The 12,181-nt window shown below is 32.4% G+C and carries 14 protein-coding genes; 1 reads left to right on the forward strand and 13 read right to left on the reverse strand.

What is annotated here, in order from left to right; translation table 11 throughout:
* Positions 1–258: 258 nt before the first annotated feature.
* The 12 genes from ON07_RS13260 to ON07_RS13315 form a co-directional block, all read right to left on the reverse strand.
* Entirely contained in the window at positions 259–720 is a 462-nt protein-coding gene (locus ON07_RS13260) for a hypothetical protein (RefSeq protein WP_010232395.1), read from the reverse strand.
* A gap of 203 nt (positions 721–923) precedes the next feature.
* Entirely contained in the window at positions 924–2,036 is a 1,113-nt protein-coding gene (locus ON07_RS13265; RefSeq protein ID WP_010232397.1) for a hypothetical protein, read from the reverse strand.
* A 344-nt stretch (positions 2,037–2,380) separates the two neighbouring features.
* Complete coding sequence (locus ON07_RS13270; RefSeq protein WP_010232398.1) at positions 2,381–2,737, reverse strand: hypothetical protein; 357 nt, start codon at positions 2,735–2,737, stop codon at positions 2,381–2,383.
* A gap of 298 nt (positions 2,738–3,035) precedes the next feature.
* Positions 3,036–3,497, reverse strand: a complete 462-nt coding sequence (locus tag ON07_RS13275; RefSeq protein WP_155807240.1) for a hypothetical protein — start codon at positions 3,495–3,497, stop codon at positions 3,036–3,038.
* 301 nt (positions 3,498–3,798) lie between these two features.
* On the reverse strand, positions 3,799–4,257 hold the full coding sequence (locus tag ON07_RS13280) for a DUF6265 family protein (RefSeq protein WP_029332015.1): 459 nt from the start codon (positions 4,255–4,257) through the stop codon (positions 3,799–3,801).
* A 75-nt stretch (positions 4,258–4,332) separates the two neighbouring features.
* Positions 4,333–5,142: a helix-turn-helix domain-containing protein gene (locus ON07_RS13285; protein ID WP_010232401.1), complete on the reverse strand. Its 810-nt coding sequence runs from the start codon at positions 5,140–5,142 to the stop codon at positions 4,333–4,335.
* A gap of 125 nt (positions 5,143–5,267) precedes the next feature.
* Positions 5,268–5,669 carry a hypothetical protein gene (locus tag ON07_RS13290; protein WP_010232402.1) on the reverse strand — a complete coding sequence of 134 codons (402 nt, stop codon included), beginning with the start codon at positions 5,667–5,669 and terminating at the stop codon, positions 5,268–5,270.
* Positions 5,670–5,722: 53 nt separating this feature from the next.
* Positions 5,723–6,274 (reverse strand): thioesterase family protein, encoded by a 552-nt coding sequence (locus ON07_RS13295; RefSeq protein WP_010232403.1) that lies wholly within the window; start codon positions 6,272–6,274, stop codon positions 5,723–5,725.
* Positions 6,275–6,442: 168 nt separating this feature from the next.
* A complete protein-coding gene (locus ON07_RS13300; RefSeq protein ID WP_010232404.1) occupies positions 6,443–6,856 on the reverse strand; it encodes a DUF1566 domain-containing protein in 414 nt (137 codons plus the stop codon).
* A complete protein-coding gene (locus tag ON07_RS13305) occupies positions 6,837–8,471 on the reverse strand; it encodes a coiled-coil domain-containing protein (RefSeq protein ID WP_010232405.1) in 1,635 nt (544 codons plus the stop codon). The genes ON07_RS13300 and ON07_RS13305 overlap by 20 nt, the downstream gene beginning before the upstream one ends.
* An 86-nt stretch (positions 8,472–8,557) precedes the next feature.
* Positions 8,558–9,079 (reverse strand): T9SS type A sorting domain-containing protein, encoded by a 522-nt coding sequence (locus ON07_RS13310; protein WP_010232407.1) that lies wholly within the window; start codon positions 9,077–9,079, stop codon positions 8,558–8,560.
* 630 nt (positions 9,080–9,709) lie between these two features.
* Positions 9,710–10,093 (reverse strand): hypothetical protein, encoded by a 384-nt coding sequence (locus ON07_RS13315; protein WP_010232408.1) that lies wholly within the window; start codon positions 10,091–10,093, stop codon positions 9,710–9,712.
* Between the two features lie 250 nt (positions 10,094–10,343).
* Here ON07_RS13315 and ON07_RS13320 point away from each other — a divergent pair, with 250 nt between their 5' ends.
* Entirely contained in the window at positions 10,344–11,306 is a 963-nt protein-coding gene (locus tag ON07_RS13320; protein ID WP_010232410.1) for a lipid A deacylase LpxR family protein, read from the forward strand.
* A gap of 62 nt (positions 11,307–11,368) precedes the next feature.
* Here ON07_RS13320 and ON07_RS13325 read toward each other — a convergent pair whose 3' ends face one another.
* A complete protein-coding gene (locus ON07_RS13325) occupies positions 11,369–11,971 on the reverse strand; it encodes a YIP1 family protein (RefSeq protein ID WP_081483412.1) in 603 nt (200 codons plus the stop codon).
* Positions 11,972–12,181: the final 210 nt, after the last annotated feature.

Here is a 12,181-nt window from a genome sequence, read left to right on the forward strand (position 1 = left end):
ATTGAGCGAAGTCGAAATACTCAACCAGACATCCCTACTACACATTATAAATTTGATATGAACATAACTACTGACCTCTATTAATTTATATTTATCTCGACAGAATAGTTATCTCGTCACTATGTCTCGAAAGCTTTCGGGACTATTTCAGGGTGACGAAAGTACATTGATTTTCCTTCTAATGAAATTCTGAAACTCCCGAAGCGTCGGGACAGAATGACCTCCTTTTTCAGTTGAGAATACTTTAGGATCGAACAATTAACTTATTTCTAATTCAAGTTGCCTGTTATTTTCTTCAGCTTTTTTGTCTAATGTAGTACCAAACGCCAAACCTACGATCATACCTATAGGAAGGCCAATGCCAATAAAAGCAGTATTATCAAAAATTGAAGAAAACACGACACCTAAAGGAAGTCCAAAGACAGACATTCCAAGTGCCAACCATAGGTTACGGTAATAATTTTTTGGGACAATCTCGAGATCCTCCAGAAGTGTTTTTAATACCTTTTTTTTTACCAGTTTTATGTAGAAGAATAGTTTTATATGGGTATCCAAAACCGCATTTAACCGCGATATTTCCGTATTTAATTCTACGATTACTTCGGGAGGAAGCTCTCTATGTTGAAGTTCTTGAAAGAGCTTTTCAAGCAATGTATATTCCTTAATCATAGCTTTTTTCTTTTCAGAAAAATTACGCTTCTTTAGGGCTTCAAGTTCCATACTCTAAAATTTTATTACTGTACTTGCAAATAAATTGTAGGGAACTCCTTATTGCTTTAATTATTTAACTGCTTATATGACGCTGCTTCTGAAATTTGTTACTGCAAAACATTTAATTTTTATAAAAAATTTAAACACTATTCAATCTCGTATCAATCTATCTGAAAATCATTAAATTACAACTTACTGAATCTTTTTAAGCTTCAAAAAGACAGCCCCAAATTCATAAATATTCCATTTACAGAAGGTGTTATTTCTGCTAAAAGATGCTTAGAACCTAGTTTTATTCTTACTCCTGCACCTGTATTTAAAGTTGGAAATGGTACTACACTTGTTTCGCTTCCTGTATTTATAGCGTTTACAAATATATAATCTGTCTTAAAAAGAATTGCTAATCCGAGACCTGCATATGCGTAAGGTTGAAAGGATTTTGAAGTGCCTTGAATTTTATATCCAATAGGAATAATACTTAAAACCTGCCATATGTAATTAGATTTTCCATTCTGGATGTCTCGGGAGCCATTTTCATCTTCATCGAACCAACCGTGGTAGGATATACCTTGAATTCTAGATAATTTTCTTGATTTCTCTACCTTGGTCTTACTTCTATAAAATGCTGCTCTAATAAAATCTCCTTGTTCAAACTTAAGAACTGAAGTTCCTATAGTTATATCGTAATTATATACATTTTCTTCCTCATAAACGGCTGCGGGATAGGCTCTCCTAAACTTGGAATTATACTCCACGACATCTTTCTGTATTCCTTTTTCAGAAAATTTAGATCTTCTTTTTTTTGAATTACTTTTTACAGGTGTAGTCTTCACAAAGCTTTGAATACCTAAATATTCAATCCCTCCATCTAAGTAATTATCTTCTTCTATTTGCAAATAATCTTTATTATTTGGTCTAAAGATATGTGCCTTTTGATTGGTACTATTATTTGTTAGATAAAATTCGGAAGATTTTTTTGTGTCTCTTAAAACCCATAAATCAATCTTTCCTTGTACTAATCTTTTCGCAAAAACAAAGGTGGTATCCTTATTTGTATTTACCCGTGGTATACTATGAAATGTGCGCTTATTCCTGAATCCGAACTCAATTAGCTCTGCCGGATTAAAACTTGAAACTACTGTGCCTTTGAGATCTTTTTTAAAGAAAATTTCATTTGCCATTTCTGCATCGATCCTATCATAAATAAAGCCTTTTATGGTGTCTTTATCAACAGTTACTATATAACCCGATCTAAAATTAGCTTCATCCTCTATTTCAATAATATTAGTTTGAGCATTACTTTGAAAGAATAATAAAAAAAACACACGTAAATCCTAGTAAAAATCTTTTCATTTATAATCGTTAGGGGTTAGCTGATATCGCCAGTTAAATTTTAGCTAAATATTTTATTACAAAAACCGAACTGACTTACAATCACAATATCAAACTTATTAAAATTAAGGCTTGGGAGCTCTCTTTGAGGGAAATAAGATTATTTAATTATCAACAATCTTAATTAATAATTAGTAAAAAAGCTGATTCTTTGAGAATATCCACGATAAAATTGGAAAACATCAGCGCACGTAAAAACTAGAAATTTTATACGAGGCTTCAGAAATCAATAATCTAAACAACTCAATTCAAACCATGTTGAGAATATTTTAAGAATTTAATTCTTTTCGAAGGTTAGAAGATCCGTTCCACCGTCACCTCCGCTAATATGAATGAGTTCAATTTTGTTAGCTGTGCGAGATATAAAATGCCAATCCTCATTTAACTCTTCGAAATCATTGGTAAGATTAAAATTAATATTAAAGTCTAGATCATCATCATTGGAGTCATCGTCGCTAGAATCACTATCGGTGATACTCCATGTGCCCTCAAAGGTATCTGTGCCATCGGAAGCAATTAGAGCTCCATTGGCAGCAAAAGTGAAATTGAAGCCAGTAAAGTGATCGGTTTCATCATTATCATCTTCCATAAACTTGGTGATTCTCCAAGTACCGGATTGCAGATTAAACCTCATCTCATCTATAGTTTCCTGATCTGCATCTACACCTGATTGATTGGTTCCATGGCATCGTCGCTTTTGGTGCAGGAAGAAATCAGTGATAAAACAGTGAGACTAACAAAAAGCACGAAGAAAATATTTATCGTTTTCATATCCAGAGTTTTATAAAGTAACGTAAAACTCTTAACGCGATTATGTTTTAAATAGTTAAAAATGAGCATTTTACAGAAATAACTATGTTATTCATAAAAGCTTCCTCTGCAATTTATATAGGATTTTTGGAAAGCTTCAAATCCTTTTCTAATGAAAAATTTTAATCTAATTTGCTGAATTCCTTAACTTTATTTGAACCATCTTTGAAAGTCTGAATAATCATTATTTTATTGTCATCTACCTGATATGTTATTCTTTCATCCTTTTTTGTAGTTCTCCATCGACCGGGTACATTGCCCCAAATTACCCGATTTCCGTTAATTCTTATTTTATATTCTTGCTTTTTTGGTTCATCAGGCAGTTTGTATTCCACATAAAACATCCCATCTTTTTCATTTACCTTAAGAATATCAGGTTTTTGATTCATTACTGATGCAATCGTATATTTTGCAATTTCAGCATTCGTAAAATTCGATTCGATTTCCATATTCTGAACTTCTTCTTGTTTAAATTGTCCTATGTCAGATTGCATGGAATTCGACGTTCCTTCTTCTTTATTTTGCCCACATCCTATTAAAAGCATAGACAAAACAATAATTTTTAAGATTTTGATTGTCTTCATTGTATCGGCTTTTAGATTACTATTAAGATTTATGTAAGAACACCTCCCTGAAATACTAAACAGCACGCGAAAATTAGAGTCATTTTTAGCCAATAGAGGAAAGGAATTATTATTCCATTTGGGATAAACTAATAACCTAATCACTCTCAAGATTCGGCTATGGTATCATCGTTAATGTTCCACAATACACAAAGTTACTGATTATCAAATAGTTAACAATTAGGTATGACTTAAAATTTAAAGTATAAATTTTAGGTGTGTAGTAGATTAATTTAAATACAATTCTGAAAGAAATTCGTTATTAGTTCTTGATTTGTCTAATTACATTATAAGAAAAGCCTTCATCATTTTCTCCTAGAACAGAGATAAATAATTTATTTGATGTGATTATTTTATACTGAATTTTTTTAGGAAAATCATGTTTCAAATTTTCAAAAGAGAATAGATTTTCTTTTGAATGTTTTAATTGGAAGGGAATGCCTTTACCTTCATTTTGATCAAAAACTGTGGGTGTATAAATTACTCCTTGTTTCTCCAATTTGATCTCAATTGTTTCTGAAACTTTTTTTAGACCATTTTCAATTTTGTACGATTCTCCCACGAACTTGTTATCTATTTTCTCCCAAGATTCATAATTTTCCTTGCCTTCCATTTTCCAAGTTCCAATTAAAAAATCCAATTGATTTAAACTATCATTCTGACTACAGGCCAAATTGGAGGTCAATACTAATAGTACGAACCATATTTTAATTATTTTCATCACGCATTAGATTATAAATTCTATACTACAAATATATTTTTATAAAATTAGCGATGATTGTATAAACCCGACAGATTACTTCTTCAAGAAAAAGTTGGCAAGATTTTCTTCAGAAAATCCATATTTGGAAGGATCCTCCCCGGTGAATTCTTTAAAGTTTTTTATAAAATGTGATTGATCGTAGAATCCGGCTTTAAAAAATATATCTGCCCAATCCCAAACATCTCCTTGAACAATTTTAAAAATATTCGAAAAACGAATAATTCGACTAAAATATTTTGGCGATAATCCTACATGTTTTTTGAAATAGCGTTCTAAAGTTCTTTCACTTATTCCCAATTCATTATGGATAGTTTTTAGATTCACTTTCCCTTGACTATCTATTATCATTTCAATCGCCTTTTGTCCACTGTGATTAGTGAACCTTTGTTGCGCAATAAACGCTGCAAGCCAGTCTTCTATTTTTTCTACTTTTTCTTGAAAAGAAAGTTGACTGACACTTAGTTCCTTAATCGGTTTAATCGATTTTAATACCTCATCTGGAACCGCAACTACCTTATCCGTTAAATACCCCATATTCAAATCGAACAGGTTGGTTAATGCCCAAGGCTGAAATTTAATTCCGAATACCTTACGTTTCCCTGTATTTTCAAGAAAAAAGTGATTTTTAATTTGCCCGGCTATCAAATTTCTACCTTGGAGTTTCCAAAACCCATTTATATCAATTTTGTATAAATCTCCGTAATGAAAAATAAGCTCTGGATATCCATCCGGGATAATTTTTTCAATTTTCTTAGTAGAAATTTCATCCTCGATTAACCAAAAACTTTTGATAATTGCAGACAATGTGGAAGAAGCTGCTTTATGAGAATATATTTTATCCATCGTGGTTGCCAGAAGTTTTTTTTAATCCGGTATCTAATGTAAAAACTGAATCATTAGGATTTTACCATTTTTAATTTAATCTCCATAAAATACCATTTTTCAGCTAGATAGCCGCCATACATAGGTTAGTCCTTATTTTTAAGAAGTTCTATAAACACTATTAAAAAGAAGAGAAAAAATATAAAATCGTTAATCCCATATACAGAAAAGAAAACTCCTGCAAATAGATCTTTATCGTACACTTCGCTTACGTTATTATTTAAAATCCACTTAACCCAAGCAATTACATAGATTAACTTTTCTATTACAAAAGTTGCCACTAACCATTTTACTCTGCTGTAACTGGTAGCTACCGACAAATATGCGCAGCCCCAAACTAGAATCATCAGTAATCCAAAATTGGACATCACCACAGGATCTGTCTCTGGAATCACTTCATTTGTGAAAAATCTGGACAGTATTAGAACTGCCACTATATTCATAAGTCCTGCAGCAATAAAGCCGTTGCGAATTACTTTAATATTCATTTATTTTTGATATAAATTATTTTCCTTCTAAATGGATTAAGCATATAGAACATCTAATTTTCTAAATTGCTATACTCCGGCTGACTTCTTTTAATGATTTCTTTATCATCCTTGAACATATCTGAAACCCACATAGGAGGTGTTCTACTTAAAGGCGCTCCAATCTCATTCATAATTTCAGAAAGTATACTTGGAATATCTCTTTTCCATACCAAAGCACGAACAACGCCCACAGCTTTCACCTCGTTATTTTGTTCAAAATTATGGACAAGGTACACCCATTTCTCATCCCACCCCACGCTCTCCAGTACCACATCGAATTTGCTCCAAATTTTTAGCGGTTTTCTATAGATGATCTTTTGAGAACCTAAGGAAGGTGCCAGACCGCGCTTCACGATGGCTTGAAAGAGTTGAGACCTGGCTATTAATTCCCAGCGTATAAAATCCATATACACTGCATATTTAGAAGCAGTCATCACCCGCAACCCATCACAATCGAAAAGCCCAACAGTATAGGTGCGTCTAATGGTTTCATCATAATTCACGGAACTTTGAAAGTTCCTGAGAATTAAAATTTTTAAAATGGTAAACCAATAATAGATCATCGCTATAGCACTTTGTTGTGATATAGCTAAGCTAGTTCATTAATTTTGAATATCGCAGAAATCATATTTATCGCTTTAAATTAAAATTGCACTAAAAATTATTTACACCAACAAACAAAAAAACCAGACAAATGCCTGGTTTTCTTTCTAAAACTTGTAGTCTTTTTTTTAAAAAGCCCGAATTGCACGAAGATTAGTTGCGTATTTTTTTTCATTATTTCCCATTGCACTTGATCTTATAGCCTTTGCATTTAAGTTACTTTGCTCTGTAGAACTCCAATAAGCAAGAGGGCCAAATATGACTCCTCCATTAGCAGTAGCTGTAGAATTTATTATTCCTTTATTATTAAAAATTAATTTTAACTCCTCTGCACTAGGTAAATACCAATCTGTAAATCCTCCACCTCTATAAGCCCGTGCCACTGCAGCAGCATAACCTTTTGCTAAGTTCTTTTGATTATGGAATTTTATAATTGCATTAGTATTTGCTCGTCCTGTACCAAATTCAGATTTTGTTGTACCTATTTTTTTCATATTAGCATCATGATCTTCTATTTTATCATCATACTCCTTTTTTTTCATCACTATATCTCATTGCTGCTTTATTCTGCAATATCATATGCTCACGATATTCATCTGTTATGGCCCCATCTATTTTCCTTACACCTGTAAATGCGGGTGGAAATTGTAAGGTAGGTACTTCACCAGTATAACTTGTTCCTTGCCATCTTCCACTTTGATTTTTTATAGCGACAACCAAACCATGTTTATCGTCTGAAGGATCAACCCAAAACACAACTCCTCCTGCTCTAAAGTCTCCTATTTTAGCCGGTGATAATTCTTCTACTTTAGTTTCTAAAGCTGTTATCTTGGTCATAAGCGCATCTACATAAGCTTTTGTTGCAGCATCTTGAGGGTTTTCAGGGTCTGCAAGATTGGTTATAGCTGCATTTGCCATATCTTTTGTTGCATAACTTGTTAAATCTTGATCACCTGGATATCCTTCTTTTAAAGTATTTAATGCAATTACTGCATCCTGAGTAATTTGATTTGCCTGTAAAGCAACAATGGCATCCAAATTAGCAGATTCTGCAGTTCTAGCTATTTCTATTTCATCCAAAATTGCTGCTGCATTTAGCGCTTCAGCTGCTTCTGCTCTTATTTTTTCGTCTAAGATTGCAACTGCGTTTTTCTCTTCAGCTGTTTCTGCTCTTAATTTTTCCTCTATGATGGCATTTGCGTTTTTTTCTTCCTCTGCTTCCGCCCTTGTTTGTTCATCTAAAATTGCAGTTGCGTTTTTCACTTCAGCAGTTTCTGCTCTTAGTTTTTCATCTAAAATTGCTGTTATGTTTGTAGCTTCTGCCGTTTTTGCTCTTACTTCCTCGTTTGAAATTGCGATTTCATTTTCATATTCGGCTGCTTCTGCTCTTGTTTGCTCATTAAAAATTGCGTTTGCATTTAAGCTTTCAGCATTCTTAGCTCTTGCTTGTTCATTTAAAGTTGCGTTTGCATTAACTTCTTCAGCAGACCTAGCTCTTATTTCTTCATTTAAAATTGCGTTGGTATTAGCGGTTTCTGCGCGTATTGCCCTCGCTTGCTCATTTGAAAGTGCATTATTTTGAGTGATCTGTTCAGCCTGCAATGCTGAAATGTTGGCTTCATTAATTGTTAACCTTCTATCAAATTTGTTGCCGGTATCCTTTTTTGATGCCTTGTTAATACTCGAAGTTTTCTCTTCTATACTGCCAAGTTGTGCTGTAATTCGTTCAATAGCAACAGAATTGTCTGTAATTAATTGAGTTGTTTGCTCGGATACAGGTTGTGGCATATAGGTAAGATTTTGCTCATTTAATAGGGTAAAATTATTACCTCCAGAAAAATCTATTCCAACTTTTAATTTCTTAGTAGCGCCATTCCAAACGATATCTCCGAAACTGTTTCTATTATTTACTGCGCCCGTTCCTATTAAAAGGTTCAGCATCCCAAATTTGTCGGTTGTTGCTGTATGCTGTTCTTGATATTCCTCTGAACCTGAATTGTTAAGTATGGTAAATTGAATGGAAACAGAATTATTGGCAAATACTTCGCCTTGCGCTTCTGGATCTAATATTACCGCCTGGTAATTAATTCCTTTGGTTTGAGAAAAACCTTGAAATACTGTTACTAATAATAGCATTAAAAGTAGTAGTCTTTTCATAATCACTTGTTTTATGTTTAAATTAATTTTTGATGGAAAAGTATTGAAGAAAATTGTATGAAAGAGAAAGCATTATAAATTACAGCTTATCTTTTGAGTATTTTTTTAATGAATTGTTTGTTATTGGCTGTTACTTTTAAAATATAATCTGCAACTGAAAGATTGTTGAATTGTACATTTATCTTTTGATTTGCCTTATAATCTTTAGAAAATAAAACCCGTCCAAATAAATCGTAAACGGAAACATGCACATTATTCGTGATTTGTTCTGAAAAAGATAGGGTAATACTTTCTATAAAAGGATTAGGGTATGCAACAGCTTCTAAACTTAAAGGAATATTCACATCTAAAATTTTGGCCAATACACTAGGCTGTATAAATCCTTGCCGTACAATATATTTGCTATCATACAACGTACCAATTACACTTGCTTGTCCAATGCTTTGCTGTATTAAATAAGTGTGATTATTAGTCGAAACGTTTTCTGAAGATCCAGAAGTTCCTGTGGTTGCTCTTACCAGTTGCTTTGTTGATGAAGTTTGGGCTTTACTGAGTTGTTTGCCAAACACAATTAACAGTACGCTTACAAAAAATAATTTTTGTTTCATTTTAGGTCTATTTATAGTTATACTTAGTTAAAATCGACCCAAAATGTGGAGAGAGAGGAAAGATTTTTATTCTTTATTATGTTAAAATTAACAAGACAAATATACATTATTTAATATAAATCAAAAAATAATGTTAAATAACTAATAAACAACGAATTAACTGCAACAGATTTCTTAAAAAATTGTTTCATGCTATGAAAAACACGTAATTAATACAAATGTTATTTTAATTTAATTATTTAGGATATTGAAATTATTCTCCCACAACAGTTAATGTTATCCATAACTTTCTTTCCCTCATGTAGCAAAAACCATAGTACTTTTTTCTAATACCATAAAGGGAAATGATAAAATAATGGTTGAAACCAGATCACCGGTTATTTCCCTAAATATTAATATTCAATACAGTCCTAGAAAAATATAAGGTTAACTTCATAATATAAAATTTCAAGGACGAATTTATGTATGATACTCGCCCTTCTATTAAGGATCAAGCAATATTGTTATATATACCGACAGTATTTTCACGACTTATTTAATTTTTTATCCAAAGTAAAAAAGATATAACGGTCTTATTTACGCAATGTGTATTTCCTGTGAGATTCCTTTTTCAATAGATCGATGATTTTTTTATAGAGTGGTTTCTAAATTCTCGATTTTCTCATTTAGTTTTAGTAGAGATTTATTTTCAATAATGAATTTATCGATGACCATTTTTGTAGAAGCTGTTTCAATTTTATAAACTCCTTTAAACCTTTTGATTTTTAAAATATCTTGAAACTTAAGTGTTTTAGGAATGATGCTATTTTTAGTAATGGCCTGTTCACTGATGGTTAAATATTGCTTCTTCATTTCGAAATAACCAATGCTTAGTTGAGCTACCCCCATTAAAAGCCAAGCACTGGAAAATAGAGAATCAAATGCGATGACAAATCCCACAATTCCAACTAATATGAGCAATCCGGCAAAGATTAGATTATACCGAATTCGAGATTTTTTATATTTTATTATCATGCTTGGATTATTTTTCTTGATGCCTTAAATATAATATTAACTAAAATAATCACATTTGATATTTACTAGTATTTTATAAAGTTTTGACTTATTTACATTGAAAATTTGTTCTCAAAAACAATATTTTATCATGCAAAAAACATTAGAAGCTGGTTTTAATTCTTAATAGAAGAAGTTAATAATTGTGTATTTATTGAAATTAGGTAAATGGCCCAGAAACCATTGCCATCCTCTTTCGGTACATTTAATTATGAAATCCCCATTAGCTATAATCTTACTTATCCTTACCTTCCCCAATCACTTGTTGGCTCAAAAAATAGACAATCTCGCTTCTTTTAGGGATATTCAAAGTGATTCTTATTTTAGATTCAATTACGATAACGATTATTTTTCAGGTACCGATGACAATTATACGCAAGGCTATAGTTTGGAGTTGGTTGCACCTTTCTTAGAAAAGAATCCGGTTAATTTTCTATTTATAAAACCTGCCAATTCTGAAAAGAAATTTGGAGTTGCCATAGAACACATAGGCTTTACACCTCCTAACATTGGCAGTCCGGAAATACAGTTTGGAGAACGCCCCTTTGCTGCCGCGATCATGTTTAAAAGTTTTGCCATTATTACCGATACCCTCCAAAATTCCAGACTTATTTCTTCCCTAAACCTCGGACTCATCGGTCCCGGTGCTTTTGGAAAAGAAATGCAAGTAGGGATACATAAAATTACAGGAAACACTATTCCCGAAGGTTGGCGCAACCAGATAAAGAACGATCTGGTGCTTAATTATGAAGTAAGCTACGAAAAACAGCTTTTTCGAGCTCAAGACTTATTTTCGCTACAAACAACAGGATCCTTGCGCGCGGGAACTTTATATACCAATGCATCCATCGGCCTTAATACTACGGTGGGGCTTATAAATTCAGCTTTTTCAGTAAAAAATGATAAGAAAAAGTTTCTATTTTATGGCTTTTCTCAAGTTTTAGGAAATGCGGTTGGCTATGATGCCACTCTTCAAGGAGGACTTTTCAATAATAAAAGTCCCTACACTATTTCTTCCGGAGAGATTACCCGTTTTACAGGACAATTCAATTACGGACTCGTATTACAAACTAAAACACTCTATTTTGAATATTCTAGAACTGTCCTCACCCGTGAATTTGAGAGTGGAAATCCAACGAAATGGGGTGGGATTCGAATTGGCTTTACTTTTTAGGGTTTGAGATTTCGGGTTTAGGGTTTCAGGTTTAAGGTTTCGGGTTAACAAGAATTATTCATTTAAATAATTTCTGCTATGTTAATTAATGTGATAAAGGCTAATACAATTCCGAAGATTAACAAGAAGGGAATAAAAATGTTTAAAATTGCTTTCCCTATAGAAAACTCCTGAATATATGCGATCCCTTTCACCAAAATCACTAAAAACCAAATTCCTAAGATCGCCCTGATTATTATAAACGCCGATAACAGTAAATTCTCCGAATCAAAATAAACATCGAAATCAAAGCTACTAGAACCAGCTCCATATATAAGAAATTGAGGTATTATTATAAATAGGGATAAAATTGTTGGCACTAACGACCATGCGATTACCGTTCTATAATCTCTATCACTTGCCTTTCCCTTCATTAGATCTCCAGCAATACTTAAAAAATATGCTATTAAATAATAAGAAATCCACCCCAGTGCACCCCCAAATAGGGTGGAAATTACAAAATCAGAGTAATCATAAGGGTCTCCAAAAGTTTCTCTTCTAAGAATTCGTTCAATTCCACTTACCACTCCTCCCAATACAAAAAATAAAAAAAACGTTTTTTTGAGCGCTGTTGAGTAAAAATATAATGGAAACCTGCGGTGGGATAGAGCAGAATGTACTGCCAAAGATTTGAGGAAGTTATAGAAGGGACATTCGTATTTTTATTTTCCAAAATTTTCAGTTTAAAAGCTAGAGCAAGCAATATCTAATATGTATTCGAATAAATTAAACTTTTTTTTAATATTCTATTTGATAATAATCGAGGTAATAAATCCTATTTTAGAGTAGTTGTAGTATTTTTTAAATCTAAAAAAAAATATAAAAAAAATGAAAAA

The sequence above is a fragment of the Gillisia marina genome (assembly GCF_000258765.1).
Lineage (GTDB): Bacteria > Bacteroidota > Bacteroidia > Flavobacteriales > Flavobacteriaceae > Gillisia > Gillisia marina.

Coding starts and splice junctions, on each gene's coding strand:
- ON07_RS13260 (WP_010232395.1), bottom strand. CDS start 720: ATGGAACTTGAAGCCCTAAAGAAGCGTAATTTTTCTGAAAAGAAAAAA.
- ON07_RS13270 (WP_010232398.1), bottom strand. CDS start 2,737: ATGAGGTTTAATCTGCAATCCGGTACTTGGAGAATCACCAAGTTTATG.
- ON07_RS13275 (WP_155807240.1), bottom strand. CDS start 3,497: ATGAAGACAATCAAAATCTTAAAAATTATTGTTTTGTCTATGCTTTTA.
- ON07_RS13280 (WP_029332015.1), bottom strand. CDS start 4,257: ATGAAAATAATTAAAATATGGTTCGTACTATTAGTATTGACCTCCAAT.
- ON07_RS13285 (WP_010232401.1), bottom strand. CDS start 5,142: ATGGATAAAATATATTCTCATAAAGCAGCTTCTTCCACATTGTCTGCA.
- ON07_RS13290 (WP_010232402.1), bottom strand. CDS start 5,669: ATGAATATTAAAGTAATTCGCAACGGCTTTATTGCTGCAGGACTTATG.
- ON07_RS13295 (WP_010232403.1), bottom strand. CDS start 6,274: ATGATCTATTATTGGTTTACCATTTTAAAAATTTTAATTCTCAGGAAC.
- ON07_RS13300 (WP_010232404.1), bottom strand. CDS start 6,856: ATGAAAAAAAAGGAGTATGATGATAAAATAGAAGATCATGATGCTAAT.
- ON07_RS13305 (WP_010232405.1), bottom strand. CDS start 8,471: ATGAAAAGACTACTACTTTTAATGCTATTATTAGTAACAGTATTTCAA.
- ON07_RS13310 (WP_010232407.1), bottom strand. CDS start 9,079: ATGAAACAAAAATTATTTTTTGTAAGCGTACTGTTAATTGTGTTTGGC.
- ON07_RS13315 (WP_010232408.1), bottom strand. CDS start 10,093: ATGATAATAAAATATAAAAAATCTCGAATTCGGTATAATCTAATCTTT.
- ON07_RS13320 (WP_010232410.1), top strand. CDS start 10,344: ATGAAATCCCCATTAGCTATAATCTTACTTATCCTTACCTTCCCCAAT.